Below are 26,751 nucleotides of genomic sequence, written 5' to 3' on the forward strand. Positions count from 1 at the left end.
GTTGCCCGCCCACCTTTTTGTCGGCGCCCCCGGGCTGCGGCGCCCGGGCGGGTGGGGGGGGGGGGGGGGGGGGGGGGGGCCCCCCCCGCCCCCCCGCCCAGAGCGCCACCCGGCAGGCTCCCCCGGGCGCCACCCCCGAGCCGACGGCGCCGGGCACCGGCCAGGAGCGGGGAGACGACCCGCCCGCCGCGGCGGGCGCCGACGTGCCCGCACCCGACGCGAGCATCCCCACCGACCCGGCCGAGCTGGCCGCCGCCCTGGAGAAGACCAGCACCGCCCTGTACGCCGCGATCGACCGCTGGACCCGCGGTGGCCAGGAGCGCCCGCCCCAGGACGTCGTGCTGCTCTCCCTGCACCAGCAGCGCGTCTACCGGGTGCTGGCCCGCGACGCCACGCTGGCCCGGCGCACGGCCGAGCGGCTGCCGGCGCGGCTGGCCGCCGAGGCGCGCGACAACGCCAAGGCCGTCGGCAGCCTCCTGTCGCTGGCCCGCCCCATCAGCGCCGCCCGCCGCAAGCAGATGCGTCTGACCGAGCCGCTGCCCGCCGAGCGGCTGCGCGGCTACATGACGCGGGCCGAGAAGCGGTTCGGCGTCGAGTGGGAGGTGCTGGCGGCGGTCATGCTCGTGGAGACGAAGTTCGGCCGGGTCACCTCGTCCAGCTCGGCGGGGGCCCAGGGGCCGATGCAGTTCATGCCGGCGACGTGGCGGCAGTACGGGCTGGGCGGCGACGTGCACGACGCGCGCGACGCGGTGCTCGGCGCGGCCAACTACCTGAAGGCGTCGGGCGCTCCCGGCGACTACCGGCGCGCGCTGTTCGCCTACAACCACTCCGGCAACTACGTGGACGCGGTCCAGGCGCACGCCCGGCAGATGCGGCGCGATCCGCGCAGCTTCTACGCGTACTACAACTGGCAGGTGTTCGTGCTGTCCGCCAAGGGCGACGTCCGCCTCACCGGCCCCCGCTGAGCAGCGGCTTCCGCCTGGTCCGCAGGGTCCGGGCTGTCCGGGTCACCGCCAGCGCGGCGGCGACGCAGGCCACCGGGATGGCGGGCAGCACGTAGCGGTGGTCGAAGTCGAGGGCGGCCACCGGGGCGACCAGCAGGAACACCGCGAACGCCCAGGGCAGCAGGGCAGGGCGGCGCTCCGCCTTCCCCGGACCGGCCTCCTTGCGGCGCTCCGCTCGCAGGCCGATCGCCCCGAGGCCGCCCGCCAGCAGGACCAGGCCGAAGACCGTGCCGTGCAGGAACCACGGGTAGCGGTAGGCGGCCAGGACCGAGGCGTACGGCTCGACGGAGCTCATGCCGTGGATGTCCGGGTCGTACTCCCGGCGGACCTGCCCGACGAGCGGCTGCTCCTCCGGCAGCGGCCAGGAGCCGCGCGGGAACGTGGTCGTCGGGTTCATCCGGCGGGGATGCGGCACGGGCTCCCAGGTGAAGGCGAGCGCCGTGTCGCGGGCCACCTCCCGCAGGTAGTCGAGCGGCTGGGCGGCGATGGCGCGCAGCGCGAAGGAGCGGGCCAGGTCGTTGTGGGCGAACCGGCCGCCGGGCAGCCGGTTCAGCGACGCGCCCGGGGCCCACACGTACTCGGAGGCGGCGTCGGAGACGGTGCCGTTCGGGCAGAGCACGGCCTCCTCCGGCGGCGGCTGGATCACCGAGCAGTCGGCGAACGTCATCGTGCGGGCCCACAGCGCGACGCCGTCGGAGCCGCTGAGCGCGAACCTGCCGTGGTGCTGGGCGTACCAGCCGGCGTAGGCGACCAGCGGCAGGGCCCCGGCGACGGCCGCCGCGGCGACCCGCCTCCAGCCCGCCCGCCGGAGGAGGAGATGGAGGACGACGATGCCCAGCAGCGGGGCCGCGGCCGTGCGGGTGAGGCCCGCCAGGGCGATGAGCAGGCCGGCGAGGGCAGCGGCGCGCGTGGAGACCTGCTCGCGCCACATCAGCACGAGCAGCGCCGCCACCACCAGGAAGATCACCTGCAGGTCGGAGAGGACCGCGTGCTCCAGCCGCAGGAACGACGGGTCGAACAATACGGGTGCGGCGGCCAGTGTGGCGCCCCACCCGGGCACCGACCGGCGGCGCAGCAGCGCGTAGATCATCACGCCCACCCCGAGGCCCATCGCGTGCTGCACCCCGGCGACGAGCTCCACACTGTGGAAGGGCCGCAGCAGCCACAGGAACCACGCGTAGCCGGCCGGGTGGAAGGCGCCCTGCGGGCGCATGTGCACGGCCGTGTCCAGGTACGTGAACGAGTCGTACCAGTAGAGCTGCGCGGTGTCGTAGCCCAGCATGACGAGCACCCGGAGCGCGGCGGCCGGCACGAGGGCGAGACCGAAGAGGAGATGTCCCTGGTGCCGGGCGCTGACGGGCGCTCCGGGCACGCGCGAGCGAAGGGACGCCGCGAATGCGGTCGCCATGGCTGTCCTCCCCGTGGACGGACCGGGCGGATCCGGCCATAGGGGAAGCAGTCCAGCGGGCGGGCGCTAACGTGGGGATCACCGAATTCGGTTATGCCCGCGTTATGCCCTTTGGGCAATACTTCCGGGGTTTTCGCGTCATATGGGGGCCACAGGTGCGTGTTCTGATCGCAGAGGACGAGCGGATGCTCGCCGACTCGATCGCGGAGGGGTTACGCGGGGAGGCGCTGGCGGTGGACGTCGCCTATGACGGTGACGCCGCGCTGGAGCGGCTGGGCGTGCACGACTACGACGTGCTCATCCTCGACCGGGACCTGCCGCTGGTCCACGGCGACGACGTGTGCGCGCGCGTGGTCCAGGAGGGCTGGCTGGTGCGGGTGCTCATGCTGACCGCGGCGGGCGACGTGCGCTCGCGCGTGGCGGGGCTGTCGCTGGGCGCCGACGACTACCTGACCAAGCCGTTCGCGTTCGAGGAGCTGGTGGCGCGGGTGCACGCGCTCGGCCGCCGCGCCCGCAAGGCCGACCCGCCGATGCTGGAGCGGGCCGGCGTGCGGCTGGACTGGGCGCACCGGCAGGTGTTCCGCGGGGGCCGCTACGTGCCGCTGGCGCGCAAGGAGTTCGGGGTGCTGGCGGAGCTGCTGCGCGCGGGCGGCGCCGTCGTCTCCGCCGAGGTGCTGCTGGAGAAGGTGTGGGACGAGAACATCGACCCCTTCACCAACACCGTCCGCACGACGATGACCAAGCTGCGCAAGAAGCTGGGCGAGCCGCAGGTCATCGAGACCGTGCCGGGATCGGGGTACCGCATCCCATGAGCATGCGCCTGCGCTTCGCCCTGGCCTCAGCCGTCGTCACGGCCGTCCTCGGCACGCTCGTGGTCACGGGCGTGTACCTGACGGTGCGGCACAGCCTGCAGTACCGCAGCGGCCTGATCACGCCGACCCGCATCAAGGTCCGGAACGGCTGGGAGATCCCTCGCGGCGACACGTACTACGAAGTGGCCCGTGACCGCGTGATGCAGGTCCGCGTCGCCTATGAGCGCGACACCCTGGCGAACGTGCGCACGGTCGGCGGGCTCGCCGTGCTCGCCGCCGCGGGGATCGCGTTCGGCGCCGGCCGGCGCGCCGCCGGGTGGGTCCTGCGTCCCCTCAGCGACGTCACCGAGACCGCCCGCCGGGTCGCGCAGAACCACGACCTGACCGAGCGCATCGCGTACGAGGGCCCGCACGACGAGTTGAAGGAGCTGACCGGCACCTACGACACCATGCTCGGCCGGCTGGCCCGCTCCTTCGACGGCCAGCGGCGCTTCGTCGCCAACGCCTCCCACGAGCTGCGCACCCCGCTGACCATCAATCGGACGCTGGTGGACGTGGCGGTGCGCCGCCCCGACGCCACCGACGACGTCAAGCGGCTCGGCGAGTCGCTGCTGCTCGTCAACGCCCGCCACGAGCGGCTCATCGACGGGCTGCTGGCGCTGGCCGAGGGCGAGCAGGCGGTGCTGGACCGGCGGCCGTTCGACCTGACGGACGTGGCCGAGCACGTGCTGGACCTGGCGGCCGACGAGGCGGCCGAGCGGGAGGTGACGATCCACCGGCTGCTCGACAGCGCGCCGACCACGGGCGAGGCGGTGCTGGTGGAGCGGCTGGTGCAGAACCTCGTGGAGAACGCCATCCGGCACAACCACCCCAAGGGCGAGGTGTGGGTGACGACGCGGCAGCGGGCCGAGCGGGTCGAGCTGGTGGTGGCCAACACGGGCCTGCCGGTGCCGTCATACGAGATCGAGACGATCTTCGAGCCGTTCCGGCGGCTGCACGGCGACCGGCTGCGCTCGGACCGGGGCAGCGGGCTGGGGCTGTCGATCGTGCGGGTGATCTCGGAGGCGCACCGGGGCACGGTGGTGGCCCGGCCGCGCGACGAGGGCGGCCTGACCATCACGGTCGAGCTGCCGGCGGAGCTCTGACGGCTCCTTCCGGGGGCGGGGCCCGGTCAGAGGGCGCCGGAGATCTCGTCCAGCGCGGCCGGGTCCTCGATCGTGGAGGGCGCGCGGTAGGGGCGCCCGGCCGCGATGTCGCGCATGGTGCCCCGCAGGATCTTGCCGGAGCGGGTCTTGGGCAGGCGGCCGACCACCACGGTCCGGCGGAAGGCGGCGACCGGGCCGATGCGCTCGCGCACCAGGGCGGCGACCTCCCGCTCGACGTCGGCCGGGTCGCGGTCCGCGCCCGCCTTGAGCACGACGAACCCGACCGGCAGCTCCCCCTTGAGGTCGTCGGCGACGCCGATCACCGCGCACTCGGCCACGTCCGGGTGGGCGGCGATGACCTCCTCCATCTGCCCGGTCGACAGGCGGTGGCCGGCGACGTTGATGACGTCGTCGATGCGGCCCATGACGAACAGGTAGCCGTCCTCGTCGACGTAGCCGCCGTCGCCGGTCAGGTAGTGGCCGGGATAGCGGGACAGGTAGGACTCGGTGAAACGGGCGTCGTCGTGATACAGGGTGGGCAGTGTGCCGGGCGGCAGGGGCAGGCGGAGGGTGACCGCGCCCTCCACGCCGGGCGGGCACTCCTCGCCGACGGGGTCGAGGATGCGCACGTCGTAGCCGGGGACGGGCTTGGTGGGCGAGCCCGGCTTGACGGGCAGCAGGCCGAGGCCCGCGCAGTTGGCCGCGATGGGCCAGCCGGTCTCGGTCTGCCACCAGTGGTCGATGACGGGGACGCCGAGCAGGTCGGAGGCCCAGTGGTAGGTGTTCGGGTCGAGCCGCTCGCCGGCCAGGAAGAGGTATCGCAGACTCGACAAATCCCATTTTTTGGCGAAATCTCCGGTGGGGTCTTCCTTTTTGATGGCCCGGAGCGCGGTCGGCGCGGTGAACAGGGTCCGCACCCCGTGCATGGCCACCACCCGCCAGAACGCGCCCGGGTCGGGCGTGCCGACCGGCTTGCCCTCGTACAGGACGGTGGTGCAGCCGGCCAGCAGCGGCCCGTACACGATGTAGGAGTGCCCGACGACCCAGCCGACGTCGGAGGCGGCCCAGAACACCTCGCCGGGCGCGGCGCCGAACACGTTGCCCATGCTCCAGTGCAGCGCGACGGCGTGGCCGCCGTTGTCACGCACGACGCCCTTGGGGGCGCCGGTGGTGCCGGAGGTGTAGAGGACGTACAGCGGGTCGGTGGCGGCGACGCTCACGCAGCCGGCGGGCGCGGCGTCGCGCACGGTGGCGGCCCAGTCGAGGTCACGGCCCTCGGTCAGGGTGGCGGGCTCCTGCGGGCGCCGCAGGATCACGCAGTGGTCCGGGCGGTGCTCCGCCTGCTCCAGCGCGGCGTCGAGCAGCGGCTTGTACGCGACCACGCGGGACGGCTCGATGCCGCACGAGGCCGACAGCACCACGACCGGGCGGGCATGGTCGATGCGGACGGCCAGCTCCGCGGCGGCGAATCCGCCGAACACCACGGAGTGGACGGCGCCGAGCCGCGCGCAGGCCAGCATCGCGATCACGGCCTCGGGCACCATCGGCATGTAGATCACCACGGTGTCGCCGGCGCCGACACCGAGGTCGCGCAGCATCCCGGCGGTCCGCGCCACCTCGTCGAGCAGCTCGGCGTAGGTGTAGGCGCGCACGGAGCCGGTGACGGGGCTGTCGTGGATCAGCGCCGTGCGCTCGCCGTGGCCGGCCAGGACGTGCCGGTCCACGGCGTTGAAGCAGGTGTTGAGCCGGCCGTCGGGGAACCACCGGCCGTCGCGGAATACGGTCGCGGGTGGCACGTCCCAGTCGACGCCCGCAGCGGCCTCCGCCCAGAAGCTCTCGGGGTCGTCGATGCTGCGCCGGTAGACGGCGTCGTAAGCGCTCACCCTTCGATCAGATCAGCGCCCGGGCGCCCGGCGCAACCCCCTCGGCCGGGGCCGACCGGTCAGGAGGGGGCCGCCGGCTGGAGGTAGATCGTGGTGGCGAGCGGGACCCGGTCGCGGATGCGCCGCTCGGTGTCGGCCAGGGCCCGCGACGCCTCGTCCACGTCCTGCTCGGCCGGCATGATCACGCGGGCGGCGACGAGCACGTCGTCGGGGCCGAGGTGCAGCGTCCGCAGCTCGGTGAACGACCGGATCGAGGGGTCGCTGTGCAGGACGTCCTCGATCGCGCCCAGCACCGCGGGCGAGGCGGACTCACCGATGATCATGCTCTTGGTCTCCCGGGCCAGCGTGAACGACACGACGACCAGGAGCAGGCCGATCGCCACCGACCCCATGCCGTCGAACGCCGTGTTGCCGGTGACGAGCGACAGCGTCACGCCGGCGAGCGCGAACGCCAGCCCGGCCAGCGCCGCGGTGTCCTCCAGCAGCACCACGGGCAGCTCGGGGGCCTTGGCCTCCTTGACGAACCGGGCCCACGACCGCCCGGCGCGCACCTCGTTGGAGTGCCGGACGGCCGTGCGCAGGGACAGCCCCTCCATGACGATGGCCACCAGCAGGACGCCGATGGCCCACGGCCAGCTCTCCAGCGGATGCGGGTTGACGATCTTCTCGTACCCCTCGTACAGGGCGAACAGGCCGCCGCCGAAGAACAGCACCACGGACACCAGGAAGCCGTAGAAGTAGCGAACGGCCCCGTAGCCGAACGGGTGCGCCCGGCTGGGCTTGTGCGCCGACTGCCTGCGGCCCAGCATCAGCAGGAGCTGGTTGCCGGAGTCCGCGGTGGAGTGGATGCCCTCCGCCAGCATCGCCGACGAGCCGGTGAAGAAGAACGCCACGAACTTGGACACCGCTATCCCGACGTTCGCGGCCAGCGCCGCGAGTGTCGCCTCTTCCGATCCGTCCCTGCTCACGGTCGCCGCCTACCCGCCCGCGCGAGGATCTACCATGACCCGGTGCGAATCGGGGTGCGGCAGTTCGATGACAGGTGAGGCGGCGTGATGGGTGCGGAGAGCCGGATCGAGCGGGCGAGGGAGCTCTACGAGGACGCGGTCTTCGGGGACGACGCGGCGCTGGCCGGCGAGGCGGCCGCGCTCGCGGAGGAGAGCGGCGCCCGGGCCGTGCTGCGCCAGGTGGAGGAGGCGCGCGCCCGCCTGTCGCCCTGAGGCCCTGAGGCCCTGAGGCCCTGAAGCACTGAAGCACTGAAGCACTGAAGCACTGAAGCACTGAGGCACTTACGGTCGCCGCCCGGCCTTCGCTGGGGCCGGGCGGCGACCGTCAGGGGGCCAGCAGGTCCTTCGGGTGTTTCAGCAGGTCCTTCCCGTGTTGAGGCAGCGGACGACGGTCCTCATGAGCCGGTCCGACATCACGACGACGGCGCCGGCGTGGGCGGTCTGCGGGGCGTGGCGCTCGCTGGCGAACGAGTCCAGCGCGAAGGGGACGTCCGTGCCCTCCGGCCGGGTGCCGGGCAGCTCGCCGTACACGAGGGTGAGGCGGAGCTGCGGGACGGCCCGTGTGCCGCTCGGGCAGGCGCCGTCCTCGCCGGGGAAGACGAGGTGGGAGCGGTGGGTGGCGCTGTCGGTGTTCTCGCCGTCCCAGCAGCTCGGCATGTCGTGGACGCGGACGAGGTCGCTGCCGCTGGGGCAGATCGGGTACTTGTCGGTCAGCCGGTCGGTGAAGCCGGTGCAGCTCCACGCGGCCCGGACGTCGGCGTCGCCGTCGGTGAGCGCCCTCGGGTCGCCGGAGAGCACCCTGAGGAACCGCGGCATCGCCGTGACGGGGGAGGCCGGGTTGCCCCGGTACTGGATGCGCACGGCGACGGGCTTCACCGGCGTTCCGACGTTGGTCTCCTGGTCCGCCTGCGCGTCCTCCGTGCCGGTGGCTGTCGCGGTGGTGGCGGGTTCCGTCGCGGCGGCGCCCACGTCGCCGGCGGCCCTGGCGCGCAGGGCGGGCCAGAAGTACGCGGACCGGTCGCCGCGCTGGACGCAGGTGGTGCCGGCCGCGGCCAGGCTCTCGTTGGTGGAGAAGGCGTCGGCCGACATGTTGCCCACGTAGTCGTGGAGCTGCTGGGCGCCGTCCTGGACGCCGGGGGCGGTGATGAGGTCCTCCTCGTTGGCGTGGGTCTCCCGCGGGGTGCCGCAGCGGGAGTCGTACGTCCCCCTGGAGCCCGTGTCCGTCCCGCGTGGCTGCTCGGCGCGGGCGACCTGCCGGATGTCGACGAAGTCGTCCGCCGTCGGCCCGATCGCCGCCGGGTCCCCCGCACCCGGCTCGGTGGCCTCGGGCGCCGCGCTCGCCGAGGCGGACGCCGTCGAGCCGGGCGTGCCGGAGTCCGACAGCGCGCAGGGAGCCAGTGCGACGAGCCCTTCGGGGCGGGCGGCCACGCGGCCGATGGCTGTGGCGATGCGGTTGACCGTGGCGACCCGCTTGTCCTCCAGCGGCCCCAGGATGGCGTTCTGCACGAAGTTCGGACCGCCCTCACCCGCCGACGACACCAGCCGCGCGTTCGCCTCCGCGATCTGCCGCTCCAGCAACGCCAGGTTACGATCCACCTCCTCCCGCGCCGCCGCCGGAACCGCCGGCAGCCGGTCCGCCACCCCCGGGCAGACGATGGTCTGCCCAGGGGTGGCGGGGGGCGTGACGCCGTCGGTCGGAGCCGCCGTGGCGGACGGGTCCGGCGCCGCCGTCTGCGAGGGTTGCGTGGCGGACGGAGCGGGCGCCGGTGCCCCCGTGCCGGACAGCGCGCAGGGCGCGAGCGCGACGAGCCCTTCGGGGCGGGCGGCCACGCGGCCGATGGCTGTGGCGATGCGGTTGACCGTGGCGACCCGCTTGTCCTCCAGCGGCCCCAGGATGGCGTTCTGCACGAAGTTCGGACCGCCCTCACCCGCCGACGACACCAGCCGCGCGTTCGCCTCCGCGATCTGCCGCTCCAGCAACGCCAGGTTACGATCCACCTCCTCCCGCGCCGCCGCCGGAACCGCCAGCAGCCGGTCCGCCACCCCCGGGCAGACGATGGTCTCGGCGGCGGCGTTCGTCCCGGTGGTGGCGAACCCCGTGACGAGCCCCGTGCTCGACGACAGCCGTAACACGCCAGCCCCCTGCTGCGGTGACGGCCCCGTCGCGAGCAGCAGCACGATGCCGCCGAACAGGGTCAGCCAGGGTTTGAACGGCCGTCCACGCGACGCACCTCGCATACGACACTCCTCCCGGTCGATGACGCGGATCTGGAAGATCTGCTTGTCGGCAGGTACGGCGTCGCCCGTCCTGCGGTTCAGATGCGGGGTGGTGGCCACAGCGGGCGACAGGTCCGCCAGGATGAGTGTCGTGGCCACCAACGACGACGACACGCTGCCCCTCCAGCCGCCGGTCCGGCTGCCCTCCGAGGCCGAGCTGGCCGCGGCCGTACGGACGACTCCCCTGGCGGCGGACCTGCTGAGCGCCACGGAGCCGGCGGACGGGGCCGGTCCCGGCGAAGAGCCGCCTGCCGCCGAGGACCCGGAGACCGGACAGCTGCTCGACGAGGCCGCCGGGACCCGGGTGGCCGAGGTCCTGCGGGAGGGGGACGACCGGCGGGTCCTCCAGACGTGGGCCGAGGTGTGCCGGGACGTCGTCACCCGGGACGAGCGGGTCTTCCTGGTGCTGGTGCGCCTGTTCATGCGGCGCGAGCGGCTGGCCGGCCCGCCCGGCGTCCTGGGCGCGCTGGGGCTGGTACGGCCGCCCGTGCCGGACGGGGAGCCCGCCATGACCGGCAGGCGGCGACGCCGGGCGGACAGCGGCCCGGCGGACGAGGAGACGTACGTGTTGAGTCCCCTGGGGTCCTGGGCGGCGAGGGGCCTGGTCAGCGAGGCGTCCGGGCAGGACATCCCGGTCATGGGGTCGTTCGCGTCGCGGGACGCCGCCGCGCTGCTGCTGGGCCTGCGCTCGTACCCGGAGCCGGAACGGCTGGAGGAGCTCACCGGCTGGCTGGCCGGCAAGGACCGGGGCGAGGCCGCCGAGGAGGTGGGCGCCGCGCTCGCCACGGCGAGCCCGCTGAGCCGGGCCGTCGGGGTGGAGCTGCTGGCCACGGACTTCGGCGACGAGGGCCGGCGGGTGCTGGACCGGCTGATGGAGACGCCTCGGGTCGGTGCGGTGATCGCCGCGCGGCTCGGCCGCGACGAGCGTCCGTCGCCGCCGGAGGAGATCGCGTGGGCGCTGGTGGACATGGCGGCGACGCTGCTGGAGTTCGGCGGCGAGACGGACGAGGTGATCGCCTCGATCGCGATGGGGATGGACGCGGAGGAGCAGGCCTCGACCCTCGCGCTGTTCGCCCTGGGCGACCATCCGTGGACGGCTCAGGTGCTCCGGGTCTTCATCGACCACCACCCGGACGAGCGCGTCTCCGCCGCCGCCCGCAAGGCCCTCCGCCGCCTGCACGGCCTGGCCGCCATCCGAGGCTAGCCCGCCGGCCTGTCGAGGGGCGCTGGTGAGGCGTCGGCTCATGGACGACCTCCCGCGTGAACACGGGCGTGAAGAGCCGGTCGCCCCATGAGATCACCTCACCCGCATTACGGGATCTTGTCCCAGTCGATCATCAACCGCTAGGTTTGCCGTTTGTGAGCGGGACATGTCCGAACCGTCGACCGCCGCGAAACATCCGCACAATCGGAGGGATACACAGGTGAGGCGAAAGCTCATGAGGACCGCAGGCGCAGCCCTGGTCGGCATCACCTGCCTGATGGGCCTCGCTCCGAGCGCTCAGGCCGACACGACCGACAACTACGCGTGCGCCACCGGCGAGTTCTGCCTGTTCGAGCACGACAATTTCAACCAGAGCGGAGTCAAGGTCCAGTTTCCGATCAAGGGCTTCTGCAGGAACATGACCGGCGTCGCCAACAACATGGCGAGCTCGATGGTCAACAACTCGAGCAAGATCGTCTGGCTGTTCGACCGCGCCAACTGTGCCGGCACCAGGGGCTACACGGCGGCTCCCGAGAGCGAGGACAAGGACTTCACCAACAACGGCTGGGACAACAAGACGAGCTCCGTACTGTGATCTTGACCCCCGGACGGCCCGGTGCCGTCCACGCGACGCCCCGGCCACGATGGCACCGAAGCCGCCGGTGTCCGCCCGGCTGACGGGCGCCGTCCTGGGGTGCGTCGTCGCCGCCGGCTGCTCGGCGGCGACGACGCAATCACCGTCCCAGCGGCAGGCCGCCCCGCCGATCGTGAGCGTCCCGCTCCCGGGCGAGGAGGCGCGCGAGCTCACTGTGCCCTTCGACGCCTACAACTTCTCGCCGGCCGAGATCATGACCATCGAGGCCGCCGAGGACATCCTCATCCGTGACTGCATGCGCGGTCAGGGCATGGCGTGGGAACTGCTGCCGCAGGCCCGGCAGGAGGACGTCGAGCCACCGCACCGACGCCGCTACGGCGTCATCGAACCGCAGATGGCCCAGCTCTTCGGCTACCACGTCCCCGCCGAGAGGCCCTCGGTGGCCGCGCGAAGGGCGCGATGGGACCTTCGGACGGCGAAGCTCTCGGCTCGAGAACGGCGTGCCGCGTACGGCGACGGCACGGCCGACGACGGAGGTGGATGCGCGAGAAAAATCCGCAGGACCCGGTTGCAGGGCGCCGCGAAAGTCGACTCGTCCTTGTTCAACAGGCTCATCGCGCAGACCTTCGACGCCTCGCAGCGCGACGAGAACGTGGTGCGCGCCTTTCGGTCGTGGAGCGCGTGCATGACCGCCGCGGGCGTCCATTATGCGGACCCGCTCCAGGCCGTCACCGACGAACGGTGGATGCGGGACGAAAAGCCGTCTTCCGCGGAAATACGGGTGGCTGTGGCCGATGTGCGGTGCAAGGAGAAGACCGGCCTGGTCCCGGTTTGGGCCAGAGCGGAGGAACGCCTCCAGAACGACGCCGTTCGCGGCCACGCCGAGCAGTTCCGGATGCTGAAGCTGAGCAAGGAGCAGCAACTCGAAACGGCCCGGCGGCTTGTCGCCCGCGAATCGTCGGGCACGGGCTGACGCGCCGCACCCGTGGTGCCGGCTGCGTACGGCGGGCGGCTGAGCGTCGTACGGCGGGCTCGGCGGGCTCGGGCTCGGGCGGGCGCGGGTAGAGTCGGCGGCGATGACGAAGCACACGATCACTCCGCCCGCCGCCGCCATCCTGGGTGAGGCCCATGTCTGCGACTGCGGCGAGCACCTGCCCACCCGCATGAGCGCCGAGGTGCACGCCGCCGAGACCGGGCAGTGCACCGTCTGCCTGGGATCCGCGGAGGAGCAGGTGGCGCCGGGGTTCGCGCCGGGCCTGACGCGGGGCTGCACGTCGTGCGCCGCCACCGGCCGGCGGCGCGAGCAGGTCATCTGGCAGCTCGCTCACACCGAGGCCGAGCAGCTCATCACGATGAGCGTCGTCCGGGACGTCGTGGCGGGCTTCGACGGGCCGTTCCACCTGTCGGAGGTCGCCGACGCGGTCCGCGCCGGGCTGGGCGTCCAGGCGGGCCGCCTCCCGGTGGGGCCGAGGGTGCGCGACCTGCTGCTGGGTCTCCAGGCCGACGGTGAGATCACCATGCTGTCGGCCCCCGACGAGCTGCTGGCCGGCACCGACGTGGTCCTCTACCGCGACCCCCAGTGGCAGCGCGCCCGCACCCTCGGAATGTGACTGTGCGCCTCGTCATGCCGTGACCTGGTCGAGGAGCTCGATGAGGTGGTGGTAGGGCTTTCCGGTGGCGCGGGTCAGGCCCAGCTCGCAGGTGCGGTTGACGGAGGCGTGGGCGGTGAAGTCGCCGCTCGTGACCGAGGCGGCCTCGGCGCGGGTGGCGGAGGCGGTCAGCTCCGGGTGGAGCAGGCCGCGGTCGCCGGCGAAGGCGCAGCACTGCCAGCCGTCGGGGACGACGACCTGCTCGGCGACCGCCTCGGCGACACGGCGGATGGCCGCGTCGAGGCCGAGCCGGGTCGAGGAGCAGGTGGGGTGCAGGGCGAGCGAGGCCAGGCGGCGCCCCTCGGGCAGGCCCGGCAGGACATGGTCCGCCACGAACGTCACCGCGTCGATCACCTGAACGGCGGGCGAGGCCGTGGCGGCGAGCCGTTCGAAGCCCTCGGTGCAGGAGGCGGCGTCGCTGACGACCGGGATGCCTCCCCCGCCGGTGGCCGCCGCGAGTGAGTCGCGGACGCGGCGGGCCATCACGTCGTGGCCTCGGGTGAAGCCCTTGGACGACCACGGGGTGCCGCAGCACAGGCTCGCTATGTCCGTGGGCACGTGCAGCCGCACGCCCGCCCGCTCCGCGAGCCTCAGCAGCGCGGCCATGACGCCCGGCCCGCCGTCCGCCGGGGCGAACAGGGTGTTCAGGCAGGACGGCACGTAGACCGCGTCGGCGTCGGCGGCGGGTGCGGCCCTGCGCCGGGTTCCGCCCTTGGGCAGGTCGCGGCTCCACCGGGGGACGTTGTCGGCTCCGGCGACCGCGCGGGCGGCCCGCGCGGCGCCCTCGACGAGCCCGGCCGGCGCGGTTCCGGCCACGTCCATCGCCACGTCGAGGGTGCGCGTCACGGCGCCCCAGTGGTCGGCGGCGGCCTTCCAGCCCGCCTGCGCGGCGCGGCCGTGCCGCTCGCCGCGCAGGCGCTTGGTGAGGTCTCCGGTGTTGATGAGGACGGGGCAGGCCGTGGCGCACATGCCGTCCACGGCGCAGGTGTCGACGGCGTCGTAGCCGTACTCCTCCTCCAGCTCCCGCGCCAGGGCGTGGTCCCCGCAGGCGTGGGCGGCGGCGAGCTCGCGGCGCAGCACGATGCGCTGGCGCGGGGTGGTGGTGAGGTCGCGGCTGGGGCAGACGGGCTCGCAGTAGCCGCACTCGACGCACCGGTCGACCTCGGGCTCGACGGTGACGACGGTCTTGAGGTCGCGCAGGTGGGCCCGCGGGTCGTCGGTGAGGACGACGCCGGGGTTGAGCGTGCCGCCGGGGTCGCAGAGCCGTTTGACCTCGCGCATCACGTCGTACAGCTCGTCGCCGTACTGGCGGCGGACGAACGGCGCCATGACGCGGCCGGTGCCGTGCTCGGCCTTGAGCGTGCCGCCGCGGTCGAGGACGGCGGCGACCATGTCCTCGGTGAAGTCGGCGTAGCGCTCCAGGTCCGTGCCGAAGCGCTCGTTGAGCATGAAGTGCAGGTTGCCGTCCTTGGCGTGGCCGAAGATGACGCTGCGCTCGTAGCGGTGCTTGGCGAACAGCTCGGTCAGGTCGTCGCAGAGGTCGGCCAGGGCCGGCACGGGGACGGCGACGTCCTCCAGCAGGGCGGTCGTGCCGCTGGGGCGGGCCCCGGCGACGGAGGCGTACAGCCCCTTGCGGATGTGCCACAGCGCGGCGCGGCCACCGGTGTCCCTGCTCAGCCGCGCGGGGGCGGCCGTCTCCAGCTCGGCGAACACCTGCCCGGCCGCGCGCTCGTGCTCGGCCAGCAGGTCGGCGTCCGACTCCTGCCACTCCACGAGCAGCGCCGCGTGCTGGTCCACGGTCAGGGCGCGGAGGACGTCGTCGGCCTTCGGGTCGGTCTGCGCCACCCGCAGGGACTCGGCGTCCAGCAGCTCGACGGCGGCGGGGCCGGCGGCGACGAGCCGCGGCAGCGCCGCCGTCGCGGCGCGCAGCGTGGGGAGGATGAGCAGGCCGGTGGCGGCCTGGCGGTGCGCCGGGACGGTGCGCAGGACCGCTTCGGCGACGAAGGCCAGCGTGCCCTCGCTGCCGATGACCAGGTGGGCGAGGATCTGCGCGGGCGAGGTGTGGTCGAGGAAGCTGTTGAGCCCGTACCCCATGGTGTTCTTCAGCGAGAACTGCGCGGTGATGCGGCGCACCGAGCCGGCGTCGCCGCGGACGCGGTCGCGCAGCCGTTCCAGGCCCTCGGCCAGCTCGGGTTCGAGCGCCCGCAGCCGGGCGTCGGCGTCGGGGGCGGCGGTGTCGACGACGGTGCCGCTGGGCAGCACCAGCACCATCGACTCCAGGGTCTGGTACGTGTTGGCGTGCGTGCCGCAGGTCATGCCGCTGGAGTTGTTGGCGACGACGCCGCCGATCGTGCACGCCGACTCGCTGGCCGGGTCGGGGCCCAGCTTGCGGCCGTACGGGGCGAGCCGGGCGTTGACCTGGCGGAGCACGGCGCCCGGCTGCACCCGCACGCGGGCGCCGCCGTCGAGCACCTCGATGTCGCGAAAGTGCCGCCGGGTGTCGACCAGCAGGTGCTCGCTGACCCCCTGCCCGCTGAGGCTGGTGCCGCCGGAGCGGAACGTCAGCGGCAGGCCCGTCCGCATCAGCGCCGCCACCTGCCCCGCGTTCCCGGGCACCAGGACGGCCTGCGGGGTGAGCAGGTAGTGGGAGGCGTCGTGGGCCATGCCCAGCCGGTCACTCGCCCGTGACCGGGTGATCGCCGGCACGGCGTTCTCCACGGCCGCCAGGACGGCGGGGTCGGGGGTGCGCAGCCGCCGCGGTTCAGGGTCGGTCACACTCGTGCTCTTTTCCAGGGGTGGTTCTCGTGCGGGCCCGAGGCCCTATCTCGGTCCCACGACGTTCTGGCGCTGGCTGCCGAGCCCGTCGACGCCCAGCTCCATCACGTCGCCCGGCCGCAGCCAGACCTGCGGGTTCAAGCCCATGCCGACGCCCGGCGGGGTGCCGGTGTTGATGAGGTCGCCGGGCTCCAGCACCATGAACTGGCTCAGGTAATGGACGATGACGTACGGGTCGAAGATCATCGTCTTGGTGGTGCCGGTCTGCCGCCGGACCCCGTTGACGTCCAGCCACATGCCGAGGTTCCTGACGTCGGCGATCTCGTCCGGGGTGACCAGCCAGGGGCCGGCCGGGTTGAAGGTCTCGGCGGACTTGCCCTTGGACCACTGGCCGCCGCGCTCCATCTGGAAGGATCGCTCGCTGACGTCGTTGACGACGCAGTAGCCGGCGATGGCGGCCGCGGCCTCCTCCACCGAGTCCAGGTACGAGGCGCGCCTGCCGATCACGATGCCCAGCTCGACCTCCCAGTCGGTCTTGGTGGACCCGCGCGGGATGCGCACGTCGTCGTACGGGCCGACGAGCGTGTTGGGCGACTTGGTGAACAGGATCGGCTCGTCCGGCACGGCCTGGCCGGTCTCGGCGGCGTGGTCGCTGTAGTTGAGGCCGACGCACAGGATCTGGTGCGGACGGGCGATGGGCGGGCCCACCCGCTCGCCGGCGAACTCACGGGTGTGTCCCGCGGCGATCCGCTCGGCCACCGGCGCGGCCAGCAGGGCGGCGCCGCCCGCGCCGAAGAACCTCTCGTCGAAGTCGGGCGCGAGATCGGAGACGTCGACGTAGCGGGCGTCGTCCACGCGGACGACGGGCTTCTCGGCGCCGGGCGCGCCGATGCGCATGAGGTACAAGGTGCTCTCTCCGTGGGTTCAGGATCGGGACGACGGCGTCACTCGGCGCGCCTGGTGGGCGCGGTGCGGTGGACCGGGGTGGGCGCCGGGGTGGGCAGTGTGCGGTGCGCCGGGGTGGGCGTCATGTGGTCCGCCGGCCGGTGACGATGGCGTGGATGGCGGGCAGGTCGTCGACGAGCCGCCGCAGCGGCGTGCGGTAGGCCAGGCCGCTGACGCTGACGGCGCCGCTGGGCACCGTGGGCGAGGTCAGGTAGGCGGGGACCGCGACGCAGTTGACGCCGGGCTCGTTCTCCTGGTCGTCCACGGCGTAGCCCCGCTCGCGGGTGCGGACCAGCTCGGCGTGCAGCTCTCCGACCGTGCCGATCGAGCGCTCGGTGGGCTGTTCCAGCCGCCGGCCGGCGACCCAGCCGCGTACCGCGTCCTCGTCGCGCAGGGCGTCGGCGAGCAGCACCTTGCCGACGGCGGTGCAGTGCGCCGGGTTGCGGCCTCCCACGACCGAGGTCAGCCGCACCGCGCCGGCGGGCGGGTCGAGCTTGGAGCGGTAGACGACCGAGACGCCGTCCAGCACGGCGTAGTGCGCCGTCTCGCCGTAGCGCTCGCACAGCGCCTGGAGGACCGGGGTGATCCTGACGTGGTCCGGCCGGGCCTCGTGGTGGGCGAAGGCCATACGCAGGAACTCGTCCCCCAGCACGTAGTGGCCGTGGCTGTTCCTGGAGGCGAACCCGGCGCGGCGCAGCGAGGCCAGAGCGCGGTGGACGGTCGGCTTGGGACTGGCCACGGCGCGCGCCATCTCCTCCAGGGCGATCCCGTCGGGGTGCCGGGCCAGCTCGGCCAGCACCGCCAGCACGCGATCGGCCCCGACGAGCCGGGGCTCGGCGCCGCTCGCCGCGTCGGCGAGGCCGGTCACCAAGTCGGACATATTCCGAAGGTTAGACCATCGTTCCGAAAACCGGAAGTTCAACCGAACCGCCGCCCCCGCCACGGCTGTCGATTCGGGTGGGGGTGGGGCGGTGGCCGCACGGGGTGGCCTGGGGGTGGGGCTGGCGGCGGCCGGCCGCGCGGGGTGGCCGGGCCGGGTCAGGCGCGGCAGAGGATCTCGCCGTGCAGGATGGACAGCCAGCCGTCCTCGGCCGCCGCCCACTCGCGCCACCCGTCGGAGATGCGGCGCAGGTCGTCGCGGGTGGCGGCGCCGGTGGCCACGGCCTGGTCGGCCATGGCGGAGCTGAGGACGCGCTCAGCCCACATGCCGCCCCACCACGCACGGTCCTCCGGCGTGGCGAAGCACCAGGTGGACGAGGTGGCCGTCACATCCTCGAACCCGGCCGCCCGCGCCCACGACAGCAGCCGCCGTCCGGCGTCCGGCTCGCCGCCGTTGCCCCGCGCGACCCGCTGGTAGAGGGCCATCCAGTCGTCGAGCGCCGGCACCCGGGGGTACCAGGCGAAGGCCGCGTAGTCACTGTCACGCGCCGCCACGAAGCCGCGGGGCTTGGCCACGCGCCGCATCTCGCGCAGCGCCCGCACCGGGTCGCCCACGTGCTGGAGCACCTGGTGAGCGTGGACGACGCAGAACGTGTCGTCCGGGAAGTCCAGCGCGTGCACGTCGGCCACGGCGAAGCCGGCGTTGGCGACGCCGCGGGCGGCCAGCTCCGCCTTGGTGATCTCCAGCGCCTCGGGGGTCACCTCGGACGCGGTCACGTGCGCCACCCTGGAGGCCAGGTCGGCGGTGATGGTTCCCGGCCCGCTGCCCACGTCCAGCACCGTCATGTGCGGCTTCAGCTGCGGCAGCAGGTACGCCGCCGAGTTCTCGGCGGTGCGCCAGCGGTGCGAGCGCAGCACGGACTCGTGGTGGCCGTGCGTGTATACGGCGTCCATCAGAACTCCTTCGTCCCCGTCCGGCCCCATGACCGGCCCGACGCGACAACCCTAGCCACTGTCTCATGATGAGAGAAGATTCGTCTCGCAATACGAGATCGATGGATATGGCGGATCGGGGGTGAGAGCGCGGACGAGAGGGGTAGAGGGGCCGGGCCGGCGAGCCACGCCGGCCGGACGACGCTGGATGAGGAGGAACCCCCATGGCGAAGACCGTGGCAGACATCATGACGACTCAGCCCGCGGCGGTGGAGGCGGACCAGCCCGTCTCCGTCGCCGCGGCGCTGATGCGCGACAACGACGCCGGGGCCGTGATCGTCAACGACAACGGCCGGGTCAGCGGCATCGTCACCGACCGGGACATCGCCGTGCGCGTGGTCGCCACGGAGAAGGGCCCCGACACGCCGGTCCGCGAGGCGTGCAGCCCCTCCGTCGAGACGGTCGGCCCCGACACGAGCGTCGACCAGGCCGTTCAGCTCATGCGCGCGAACGCCGTACGGCGCCTGCCCGTCGTCGAGAAGGGCCAGGCCGTCGGCATCGTCAGCCTGGGCGACCTGGCGGTGGAGCGTGACCCGGAGTCGGCGCTCGGCGACATCTCGGCCGCGCGCGGCAACGACTGAGCCGCGCGTCGAGGGACGGGCCGGCGACCGCGCCGCCGGCCCGTCCCCCATGTCCGGCCCCTGGCACGCGGACGCCCTGGCCGCCCTCTCCCCCTCCGGTCCTCTCCGGTCCTGCCCGGCCGTCGCGGCGGTCCGCCGGAGCCGGGGCGGCCGGCTTGCCGGGTGGATTGCCGGGTGGATTGTCGGTGGGGGACGCTACGTTGGGCGGCATGGTGACAGTCGAGGACGTGCGGCGGCTCGCGTCCACCCTGCCCCGGTCGTCGGAGCACCTCATCAGGGATCGCGTGAAGTTCCGGGTGGGGTCGATCGTCTACGTCGCGTTCTCGCGTGACGAGACCGTGATGGGCTTCGCGTTCCCCAAGGAGGAGCGCGAGGCGCTGGTGGCCGCCGAGCCCGACACGTTCATGATGCCGGACGAGCGCGACCTGCGGTATCACTGGGTGCTCGTCCGGATGGCGGCCATCGACCTCGACGAGATGCGGGAGCTGGTCGTCGAGGCGTGGCGGATGGTCGTGCCGAAGAAGGTCTACGCCGCGTACACGGCCGGCGTCCGCTGACTCCTCGCGCGCCCCGTGACGGCCGCCCGCGGGCGAGACTTCAGCGCAGGCCGCGGTACAGGTCCGCGGTCAGGCGCGTGACGCGGCGCACCGAGGAGCTCCACGTGCCGCCCGCCGGGTGCGCCGTCAGGACCGCCAGCACGTACCTGTCGTCCTTGCCCACCAGGCCGGTCGTGTGCAGGACCGGCCGCCCCAGGTCCGGCACCCCGGAGCCGCGGGCGCGCAGCGCCACGGCCGAGATCGAGGCGTCCTGCGCCACGGCTGCGGCCCCCTGCGCCGCGGCCGGGACCGAGCCCGGCGCCCCCTGCGTCACGGCCGGGTCCGGCCCGCCACGGGTCACGGCCGAGGCCGCCGGGGCGCGGGTCGCCGGGGAGGCCGGCGCGGCGGCGCACCGTACGGGCGGCACCGACCCGAATCCCGACCAGCCCTGCTTGACCGCCCACGGCCGGGGCACGGCGCGCGGGATGCCGAAGTACTGGTCGAAGCCGTCGCTGCCGCACGGCGTGGCGGCCCGCAGATGGCCGAGGATGGTGTCGCGGACGCGCGGCGCGGCCCGGTCGAGCAGGTAACGGTAGACGCGGACCACGTCGTACGCGCTGAGCGAGGTGTACCCCCAGAAGCCGGGCTTGGCGGCGGGCGGCGGAGCCGTGTCGGACAGCCCGAGCCGGCGCGCCTGCCGCGTGATGACGGCGCCCTTGCCGGCGCGGTCCCACAGCGTCGAGGCGGCGTCGTCGTCGCTGGAGCGCAGCATGCTCTTGAGCAGGCGGGCGTCGGCCGGCGGAACGGTCCTGCGGGACTCCAGGTAGTCGATGGCGAGCAGGATCTTCACCACCGAGGCCGAGCGGAACGCCCGGTGGGCGTTCCTGGTGGCCACGATCCGCCCCGTGCCGCCGGCCTTCCGGTCGAACACCACCCAGGCGGCCGTGGTCCCGCCCGGCACGACGGGCGGCACGACAGACGTACGGGAGACCGCCAGAGCGGCGGACGCGGAAGGGAAGGCGGAGGCGGCGGCCGGCGGGGCCGACACGCAGCCCGCGGCGAGGGGGACGGCCGCCGCCACGGCGGCCCACGGCTTGATGCGCATCCGCCATACCTACCAGAACGGGCGCAACCACCGAAGGCGTGACCGGTGAGCTGCGGTGATATCAGATTCCGTATGACGCGGCCGGTGGCGCAGTCTTGGACAGGCGGAGCCGGTTGTGGTCGGATGACCGCCATGCCCCAAGCGAACCCCACGCGGAGCCATGCCCGGCTGACAGGCGTCGTCCGCCTGACCGGAGCGGCGGCTGCCGCCGGCGTCCTCGTCGCGGCCATCGCGCTGCCCGCCGTGGGCGGCTCCGGCGCGGCGGTCGTCTCCGCCGCCGAGGAGCTCAACCTGCAGCCGATGGAGCTGGCGGAGCCGCCGCTGCCGCAGGCGTCCACGGTGTACGACGCCAAGGGCAAGCGGATCGCGCAGTTCTACGCCGAGGACCGCAAGGTGGTGCGGCTGGACCAGATCTCCGAGATCATGCGCAAGGCCATCGTCGCCATCGAGGACGACCGCTTCTACCAGCACGGCGCGATCGACATCGAGGGCACCATGCGCGCCCTGGCCAAGAACTTCGGCTCGGGCGGGGTGAGCCAGGGCGGCTCCAGCATCACCCAGCAGTACGTCAAGCAGGTGCTGCTCAACTCGGCCGACACCGAGGAGGGCAAGGAGAAGGCCCTGGAGGCCAGCTACGCCCGCAAGCTCAACGAGCTGCGCTACGCGATGAGCGTCGAGAAGAAGTACACCAAGGACGAGATCCTGGCGAAGTACCTCAACATCGTGTACTTCGGGGCGGGCGCGAACGGCGTGGAGTCGGCGGCCCGGCGCTTCTTCGGGGTGTCCGCGGCCCGGCTGACCCTGCCGCAGGCGGCGACCCTGGCCGGAGCCGTCCAGAACCCGAACACCACCGATCCGGCGATCGGCGCCAAGGCGCGCAAGGCGCTGCTCGACCGGCGCAACACCGTGCTCGACCGGATGGCGGAGCTGAAGGTCATCACGCCCGAGGAGGCCGCCGAGGCCAAGGCCACCAAGCTCGGTTACAAGGGCCTCAGCCAGCCCAACGGCTGCCAGGCCACCGTCTCGGCGCCGTACTTCTGCGAGTACGTCCGCTACGAGCTGCTGACGAACAAGGCGTTCGGCAAGACCCCGCGCGCCCGGCAGGAGGCGTTCCGCCGGGGCGGCCTGCGGATCTACACGACGCTCGACCCGAAGGCGCAGGCCGCCGCGGACAAGGCCGTCAAGAAGTACGTGCGCGCCTCCGACCGGGCGCTCGCCTCCGAGGCGCTGGTCGAGCCCGGCACCGGCATGATCAGGGCCATGGCGGCCAGCCGGCCGTTCGGCAGCGACACCAGGAAGCACGAGATCTCGTACAACCCGGTGGCCGACATGCGGCACGGCGGGCTGGTCGGGTTCCAGGCGGGCTCGACGTTCAAGACCTTCACCCTCCTCACGGCCCTCAAGAAGGGCATGAAGATCGGCGACGGCATCAGCGTCGGCGGCAGTTACACCGCCCCCTCCGCGTCCTCCTTCAAGGACTGCGAGGGCAACAACATGGGCATCCCGTCGTGGCCGGTCACCAACGACGAGGGCACGGGCGGGTTCAAGACGCTGGCGACCGGCACGTGGGGGTCCGTCAACACGTTCTTCGTGGCGCTGGAGCAGCGGGTCGGCCTGTGCGAGACCGTGGAGACGGCCAAGTCGCTGGGCATCCGGCGGGCCGACGGCAAGCCCCTGCACGAGGTGGAGACGTTCACGCTCGGCATCAACGAGATGGACCCGGTGACCGTGGCGGCCGCCTACGCGGGCATCGCGGCCCGCGGCAAGTACTGCGCGCCGCTGGCCATCACCAAGGTCACCGACATCTCGACGGGCCGGTCCACCTCCTTCGCGCCGCAGTGCCGGCAGGCGATGGACGCGCCCGTGGCCGACGCGGCGGCGAACGTGCTGTCCGGCGTGTTCACCCAGGGCACGATGAGCGGCGTCGGCGGCATCGGCCGGCCCGCGGCCGGCAAGACGGGCACCACCGACGGGTACGCCAGCGCGTGGTTCGCCGGGTTCACGCCGGACCTCGCGGGCGCGGTCAGCATCGGCGACCCGCGCGGCTCGCAGCGGTACAAGCTGACCGGGGTCACCCTCGGCGGCCGGTACTTCGGCTCGGTCCAGGGCGCCTCCGTGCCCGGCCCGATCTGGAAGGACACCATGCTGGCGGCCCTGAAGGGGACGCCGGCGACGCCGTTCACGCCGGTGGACACGGCCCGCTTCGGCGGCTGCGGCTCATCCTGCGCGCCGGTGCGCGAGCAGAGCCCGGACGACGGCCAGGAGCCCACGGACGACGACGGGGTCATCGACGACACCCAGATCGCGGACCTGCCCGAGGGCGGCGCCCTTCCGACGACGAGCCCGGAAGCGACCGGCGACACCGGGACGACCGGGACCGAACCCGATGACGGCACGGTGCTCAGCCCGGACCCCCGTGGGTAGGTTGCCAGGGAGCCGCCTCTGATCGAAGGAGCCTGATGCCCATCTCGACGGCGTACGTCCCCACCGACCGCGCGGAGCGCTACATCAAGCAGCTCGTCTCCCACCTCGGGCGCAAGGTCACCACGACCCTGTCCACCGACGGCCGGGCGACCATCGCCCTCTCGCACGGGGCGTGCGTGCTGGCGCCGGCCGGGGGCGCCCTGGAGATGATCGCGACGGCGGCGGACGCGGAGGCGCTGGCCGGGGTCCAGGACGTCGTCACACGGCACCTGCTGCGCTGCGCCACGCAGGAGGAGCTGCGCACCGAATGGACGGAGCCGGTCGCGGGCGACGAGCTGGAGATCCTCTCCCCCGTCGCCGGCGACTACCTGCTCACGCACTGCACCCAGCCGGACGAGCTGCTCCGGGAGCTGGTGGCGCGGACCCGCGAGGCCACCGGCGGCGCCGCCGGCATGCAGATCTCGCATGACGAGGGCGCGTTCCTGTCCCTGCTCGTCCGCATGACGGGGGCCCGCCGGGCGATCGAGGTCGGGGTGTTCACCGGCTACTCCTCCCTCTGCGTCGCCCGCGCCCTGCCCGAGGACGGCCACCTGCTCGCCTGCGACGTGAGCGAGGAGTGGACGTCCATCGCCCGCGAGTACTGGGAGCGCGCGGGCGTGGCGGACCGCGTCGAGCTGCGGATCGGGCCGGCGCTCGACACGCTGCGCGCGCTGCCCGCCGAGCCGGTCTACGACTTCGCCTTCATCGACGCCGACAAGCCGAGCTACCCGGCCTACTACGAGGAGATCGTCTCCCGGCTGCGCCCAGGCGGGCTGATCGTGCTCGACAACGTCTTCCAGGGCGGCCGCGTGTTCGACCCGGCGTTCCAGGAGCCGAGCCAGGTGGCGATCCGGCAGGTCAACGAGCTGATCGCCCAGGACGAGCGGGTGGAGTCGGTGATGCTGCCGGTGCGCGACGGCGTCACGCTGGCCCGCAGGCGCTGATCACCCGCTCCACCCGGGAGGGCGCGGTCAGGCGCCGACCGGCTCCGGGTTGTGGGCGCGCAGGGACAGCCGCTCGTTCTCCACGTCCACCATCACCCGGCCGCCCTCGGCGACCTCGCCCGTCAGCAGCATCGCCGACAGCCGGTTGTCCAGCTCGCGCTGGATGGTGCGGCGCAGCGGCCGGGCGCCGAACTCGGGCTGGTGGCCGCGCTCGGCCAGCCAGTCCACGGCCGCCTCGGAGACCTGGAGGTCGATGTCCTGGCCGCGCAGCCGCTGCCGGGTGCGCTCCAGCAGCAGCTCGACGATCTGCCGGAGCTCCTCGCGGCCGAGCCGCTCGAAGATGATCGTCTCGTCGATCCGGTTGAGCAGCTCGGGCCGCATGGAGTGCCGCAGCAGGTCCATGAGGCGCTCCTCCAGGGCGGGGCCGATCCTGGCGGGGTCCTCGCCCGAATCCAGGATGAGCTGGGCGCCGATGTTGCTGGTCATGATGACGATCGTGTTGGTGAAGTCGACGGTGCGGCCCTGCCCGTCGGTCAGGCGGCCGTCGTCGAGCATCTGCAGCAGGATGTTGGTCACGTCGGGATGGGCCTTCTCGATCTCGTCGAGCAGGAGCACCCCGTGCGGGCGGCGGCGAACGGCCTCGGTGAGCTGCCCGGCCTCCTCGTAGCCGACGTAGCCGGGAGGGGCGCCGACGAGCCGGGAGACCGTGTGGCGCTCCTGGTACTCGCTCATGTCCAGCCGGACCATGTGGTCCTCGCCGCCGAACAGGGCCGCCGCCAGCGCGCGGGCCAGCTCGGTCTTGCCGACGCCGGTCGGCCCGAGGAACAGGAAGCTGCCGATCGGCCGGTGCGGGTCGGACAGCCCGGCGCGGGAGCGGCGGACCGCCTCGGCGATCGCGACGACCGCCTCGTCCTGGCCGACGACCCGCTGGTGCAGGTGCTCCTCCAGCCGCATCAGCCGTTCGCGCTCCTGCTCGGTGAGCTGGCGCACCGGGATTCCGGTCCGGCGGGAGACGATCTCGGCGACGTCCTCGGCCATGACCTGCGGCGCCTCGTCACGTACCTGCCGGGCGCGCTCCAGCTCGGGGCGCAGCTTGCCCATCTCCGACGACAGCTCCTTGGCCCGGTCGAAGTCCTCGTTGGCCACGGCCTGGTCCTTGTCGCGGCGCAGCGCGTCGAGACGCTCCTCCAGGTCCCGCACGTCGGTGCCGGGGGTACGGGCGCGCAGCCGTACCCGGGCGGCTGCCTGGTCCATGAGGTCGATGGCCTTGTCCGGCAGGAACCGGTCGGGGATGTACCGGTCGGACAGGATGGCGGCGGCGTGCAGCGCCTCGTCGGTGATGCGGGCCTGGTGGTGGGCCTCGTAGGCGTCGCGCAGGCCGCGCAGGATCTCGATCGTCTCCTCGACGGTCGGCTCGGAGACGAGGATCGGCTGGAAGCGGCGTTCGAGGGCGGCGTCCTTCTCGACGTTCTTGCGGTACTCGTCGATCGTGGTGGCGGCGATGACGTGCAACTCGCCGCGCGCGAGGGCGGGCTTGAGGATGTTGGCGGCGTCCATGCCGCCCTCGGCCGAGCCGGCGCCGACGAGCGTGTGCATCTCGTCGATGAACACGATCGTCCGGTCGGCCTGGGCGCGCACCTCGTCCACGACCTTCTTGATGCGCTCCTCGAACTCGCCCCGGTACTTCGTCCCGGCCACCATGCCGGTCAGGTCGAGCGCGACGACGCGGCGGTCCTTCAGCGGGTCGGGCACGTCGCCGTTCACGATGCGCTGCGCGATGCCCTCGACGATGGCGGTCTTGCCGACGCCGGGCTCGCCGATGAGCGCCGGGTTGTTCTTGGTACGGCGGGACAGCACCTCCAGGGCCTGCTCGATCTCGTCCTCGCGGCCGACGACCGGGTCGATGCGGCCCTGGCGGGCCTCCTCGGTCAGGTCCCTGCCGAACTGGTCGAGCGACGGCGTGTCGCTGGCGGGGGCCCGCTCGGACGGGCGTGGCTCGTCGCCGTACGCCATGGCGCGTTGGAGCTCCTGGACGGAGACGCCCTCCTCCTGGAGCAGCCGGGCGGCGGTGGAGCCGGGATTGGCGGCGAGGGCGAGCAGGAGATGCTCGGGGCCGATGTAGGAGGAGGCGAGGGCGCGGGCGATGCGCTGGGCGTCGAGGAGGGTGCGCTTGACGCCCGGGGACAGCGTGGCGGGCGGCTCGCCGGCGGGCTCGCCGGGCGTGGCGGCGGCCTCGGCGCGTTCGCGCAGCCGCTCCACGTTGACGCCGGCCGCCCGGAGCAGGGCGCTGGTCCGGTCGGCCCGGGTCAGGGCGTCGAGCAGGTCGAGCACGCCGAGGTCCTCGGCGCCGCGCCGCCCGGCGGTCTCCATGGCGTCGGTGAGGACCTGCCGGGCCGGCTCGCTGAGCAGCCTGCCGATGTCGACGCGCTGCACACTGGGCCGGGCGGGGGGCCACGCGTCGCCGAACATCCGGCCGGTGAGCTCCTCGAACCGCTTGAACGGGTCTCCCCCAAAGAGCGACATATCCGACATTACGGGTCCCTTCT

22 protein-coding genes are annotated in these 26,751 nt (G+C 73.3%); 12 read left to right on the forward strand and 10 right to left on the reverse strand.

What is annotated here, in order from left to right; all coding sequences use genetic code 11:
* Window positions 1–203 precede the first annotated feature (203 nt).
* Window positions 204–965, forward strand: coding sequence for a lytic murein transglycosylase (locus AB0H64_RS18420; protein ID WP_357625588.1), 762 nt, complete (start codon window positions 204–206; stop codon window positions 963–965).
* On the opposite strand, the gene AB0H64_RS18425 is transcribed toward AB0H64_RS18420, so the two are convergent.
* Window positions 949–2,412 (reverse strand): hypothetical protein, encoded by a 1,464-nt coding sequence (locus AB0H64_RS18425; protein WP_357625590.1) that lies wholly within the window; start codon window positions 2,410–2,412, stop codon window positions 949–951. The genes AB0H64_RS18420 and AB0H64_RS18425 overlap by 17 nt on opposite strands.
* A gap of 155 nt (window positions 2,413–2,567) precedes the next feature.
* Here AB0H64_RS18425 and AB0H64_RS18430 point away from each other — a divergent pair, with 155 nt between their 5' ends.
* Complete coding sequence (locus AB0H64_RS18430; protein ID WP_357625592.1) at window positions 2,568–3,224, forward strand: response regulator transcription factor; 657 nt, start codon at window positions 2,568–2,570, stop codon at window positions 3,222–3,224.
* Complete coding sequence (locus AB0H64_RS18435) at window positions 3,221–4,369, forward strand: HAMP domain-containing sensor histidine kinase (RefSeq protein ID WP_357625594.1); 1,149 nt, start codon at window positions 3,221–3,223, stop codon at window positions 4,367–4,369. Before AB0H64_RS18430 ends, AB0H64_RS18435 begins: the two co-directional genes overlap by 4 nt.
* A gap of 26 nt (window positions 4,370–4,395) precedes the next feature.
* Here the strand turns inward: AB0H64_RS18435 and AB0H64_RS18440 are convergent, their stop codons facing one another.
* Both AB0H64_RS18440 and AB0H64_RS18445 read right to left on the reverse strand, forming a co-directional pair.
* Window positions 4,396–6,252 carry a propionyl-CoA synthetase gene (locus AB0H64_RS18440; protein WP_357625596.1) on the reverse strand — a complete coding sequence of 619 codons (1,857 nt, stop codon included), beginning with the start codon at window positions 6,250–6,252 and terminating at the stop codon, window positions 4,396–4,398.
* A gap of 59 nt (window positions 6,253–6,311) precedes the next feature.
* Window positions 6,312–7,220, reverse strand: coding sequence for a cation diffusion facilitator family transporter (locus AB0H64_RS18445; protein ID WP_357625598.1), 909 nt, complete (start codon window positions 7,218–7,220; stop codon window positions 6,312–6,314).
* 84 nt (window positions 7,221–7,304) lie between these two features.
* Between AB0H64_RS18445 and AB0H64_RS18450 the strand changes: the two genes are divergently transcribed.
* A complete protein-coding gene (locus tag AB0H64_RS18450; RefSeq protein WP_357625600.1) occupies window positions 7,305–7,472 on the forward strand; it encodes a hypothetical protein in 168 nt (55 codons plus the stop codon).
* 141 nt (window positions 7,473–7,613) lie between these two features.
* On the opposite strand, the gene AB0H64_RS18455 is transcribed toward AB0H64_RS18450, so the two are convergent.
* Entirely contained in the window at window positions 7,614–9,650 is a 2,037-nt protein-coding gene (locus tag AB0H64_RS18455; protein WP_357625603.1) for a DUF1996 domain-containing protein, read from the reverse strand.
* On the opposite strand from AB0H64_RS18455, the gene AB0H64_RS18460 reads away from it, so the two are divergent.
* The 4 genes from AB0H64_RS18460 to AB0H64_RS18475 all read left to right on the forward strand — a co-directional run bounded on the left by AB0H64_RS18460 (window position 9,628) and on the right by AB0H64_RS18475 (window position 12,945).
* On the forward strand, window positions 9,628–10,740 hold the full coding sequence (locus AB0H64_RS18460) for a hypothetical protein (protein WP_357625606.1): 1,113 nt from the start codon (window positions 9,628–9,630) through the stop codon (window positions 10,738–10,740). The genes AB0H64_RS18455 and AB0H64_RS18460 overlap by 23 nt on opposite strands.
* Before the next feature lie 235 nt (window positions 10,741–10,975).
* Window positions 10,976–11,335 carry a peptidase inhibitor family I36 protein gene (locus tag AB0H64_RS18465; protein ID WP_357625609.1) on the forward strand — a complete coding sequence of 120 codons (360 nt, stop codon included), beginning with the start codon at window positions 10,976–10,978 and terminating at the stop codon, window positions 11,333–11,335.
* A 214-nt stretch (window positions 11,336–11,549) separates the two neighbouring features.
* On the forward strand, window positions 11,550–12,308 hold the full coding sequence (locus AB0H64_RS18470; RefSeq protein WP_357625611.1) for a hypothetical protein: 759 nt from the start codon (window positions 11,550–11,552) through the stop codon (window positions 12,306–12,308).
* Window positions 12,309–12,411: 103 nt separating this feature from the next.
* On the forward strand, window positions 12,412–12,945 hold the full coding sequence (locus AB0H64_RS18475; RefSeq protein ID WP_357625614.1) for a hypothetical protein: 534 nt from the start codon (window positions 12,412–12,414) through the stop codon (window positions 12,943–12,945).
* Window positions 12,946–12,957: 12 nt separating this feature from the next.
* On the opposite strand, the gene AB0H64_RS18480 is transcribed toward AB0H64_RS18475, so the two are convergent.
* From AB0H64_RS18480 to AB0H64_RS18495, 4 genes are all read right to left on the reverse strand, one after another.
* Window positions 12,958–15,759: an FAD-binding and (Fe-S)-binding domain-containing protein gene (locus tag AB0H64_RS18480; protein WP_357625617.1), complete on the reverse strand. Its 2,802-nt coding sequence runs from the start codon at window positions 15,757–15,759 to the stop codon at window positions 12,958–12,960.
* Between the two features lie 45 nt (window positions 15,760–15,804).
* Complete coding sequence (locus AB0H64_RS18485) at window positions 15,805–16,665, reverse strand: fumarylacetoacetate hydrolase family protein (RefSeq protein WP_357625620.1); 861 nt, start codon at window positions 16,663–16,665, stop codon at window positions 15,805–15,807.
* 121 nt (window positions 16,666–16,786) lie between these two features.
* Window positions 16,787–17,584 carry an IclR family transcriptional regulator gene (locus AB0H64_RS18490; RefSeq protein ID WP_357625623.1) on the reverse strand — a complete coding sequence of 266 codons (798 nt, stop codon included), beginning with the start codon at window positions 17,582–17,584 and terminating at the stop codon, window positions 16,787–16,789.
* A 158-nt stretch (window positions 17,585–17,742) separates the two neighbouring features.
* Window positions 17,743–18,537, reverse strand: coding sequence for a class I SAM-dependent methyltransferase (locus tag AB0H64_RS18495; RefSeq protein WP_357625626.1), 795 nt, complete (start codon window positions 18,535–18,537; stop codon window positions 17,743–17,745).
* 203 nt (window positions 18,538–18,740) lie between these two features.
* Here AB0H64_RS18495 and AB0H64_RS18500 point away from each other — a divergent pair, with 203 nt between their 5' ends.
* The gene (locus tag AB0H64_RS18500; protein WP_357625629.1) at window positions 18,741–19,157 is read left to right on the forward strand and encodes a CBS domain-containing protein; all 417 of its coding nucleotides are present in this window, start codon (window positions 18,741–18,743) and stop codon (window positions 19,155–19,157) included.
* Between the two features lie 209 nt (window positions 19,158–19,366).
* The gene (locus AB0H64_RS18505) at window positions 19,367–19,714 is read left to right on the forward strand and encodes an MmcQ/YjbR family DNA-binding protein (protein ID WP_355438803.1); all 348 of its coding nucleotides are present in this window, start codon (window positions 19,367–19,369) and stop codon (window positions 19,712–19,714) included.
* A gap of 40 nt (window positions 19,715–19,754) precedes the next feature.
* On the opposite strand, the gene AB0H64_RS18510 is transcribed toward AB0H64_RS18505, so the two are convergent.
* Window positions 19,755–20,798, reverse strand: a complete 1,044-nt coding sequence (locus tag AB0H64_RS18510) for a hypothetical protein (protein WP_357625632.1) — start codon at window positions 20,796–20,798, stop codon at window positions 19,755–19,757.
* Between the two features lie 132 nt (window positions 20,799–20,930).
* Between AB0H64_RS18510 and AB0H64_RS18515 the strand changes: the two genes are divergently transcribed.
* Window positions 20,931–23,222, forward strand: a complete 2,292-nt coding sequence (locus tag AB0H64_RS18515; RefSeq protein ID WP_357625635.1) for a transglycosylase domain-containing protein — start codon at window positions 20,931–20,933, stop codon at window positions 23,220–23,222.
* 35 nt (window positions 23,223–23,257) lie between these two features.
* Window positions 23,258–24,205 (forward strand): DUF2218 domain-containing protein, encoded by a 948-nt coding sequence (locus AB0H64_RS18520; protein WP_357625638.1) that lies wholly within the window; start codon window positions 23,258–23,260, stop codon window positions 24,203–24,205.
* 27 nt (window positions 24,206–24,232) lie between these two features.
* Here the strand turns inward: AB0H64_RS18520 and AB0H64_RS18525 are convergent, their stop codons facing one another.
* Entirely contained in the window at window positions 24,233–26,737 is a 2,505-nt protein-coding gene (locus AB0H64_RS18525) for an ATP-dependent Clp protease ATP-binding subunit (protein ID WP_357625641.1), read from the reverse strand.
* Between the last annotated feature and the right edge of the window lie 14 nt (window positions 26,738–26,751).

The organism is Nonomuraea sp. NPDC050733, from assembly GCF_040654215.1.
In the GTDB taxonomy this organism is placed as follows: Bacteria; Actinomycetota; Actinomycetes; order Streptosporangiales; family Streptosporangiaceae; genus Nonomuraea.

Bases quoted from the DNA above. Each gene is read 5' to 3' on its own strand.
- AB0H64_RS18505 (WP_355438803.1), top strand. From the start codon at position 19,367: ATGGTGACAGTCGAGGACGTGCGGCGGCTCGCGTCCACCCTGCCCCGG.
- AB0H64_RS18465 (WP_357625609.1), top strand. From the start codon at position 10,976: ATGAGGACCGCAGGCGCAGCCCTGGTCGGCATCACCTGCCTGATGGGC.
- AB0H64_RS18525 (WP_357625641.1), bottom strand. From the start codon at position 26,737: ATGTCGGATATGTCGCTCTTTGGGGGAGACCCGTTCAAGCGGTTCGAG.
- AB0H64_RS18515 (WP_357625635.1), top strand. From the start codon at position 20,931: ATGCCCCAAGCGAACCCCACGCGGAGCCATGCCCGGCTGACAGGCGTC.
- AB0H64_RS18475 (WP_357625614.1), top strand. From the start codon at position 12,412: ATGACGAAGCACACGATCACTCCGCCCGCCGCCGCCATCCTGGGTGAG.
- AB0H64_RS18495 (WP_357625626.1), bottom strand. From the start codon at position 18,537: ATGGACGCCGTATACACGCACGGCCACCACGAGTCCGTGCTGCGCTCG.
- AB0H64_RS18510 (WP_357625632.1), bottom strand. From the start codon at position 20,798: ATGCGCATCAAGCCGTGGGCCGCCGTGGCGGCGGCCGTCCCCCTCGCC.
- AB0H64_RS18520 (WP_357625638.1), top strand. From the start codon at position 23,258: ATGCCCATCTCGACGGCGTACGTCCCCACCGACCGCGCGGAGCGCTAC.
- AB0H64_RS18425 (WP_357625590.1), bottom strand. From the start codon at position 2,412: ATGGCGACCGCATTCGCGGCGTCCCTTCGCTCGCGCGTGCCCGGAGCG.
- AB0H64_RS18490 (WP_357625623.1), bottom strand. From the start codon at position 17,584: ATGTCCGACTTGGTGACCGGCCTCGCCGACGCGGCGAGCGGCGCCGAG.
- AB0H64_RS18500 (WP_357625629.1), top strand. From the start codon at position 18,741: ATGGCGAAGACCGTGGCAGACATCATGACGACTCAGCCCGCGGCGGTG.
- AB0H64_RS18435 (WP_357625594.1), top strand. From the start codon at position 3,221: ATGAGCATGCGCCTGCGCTTCGCCCTGGCCTCAGCCGTCGTCACGGCC.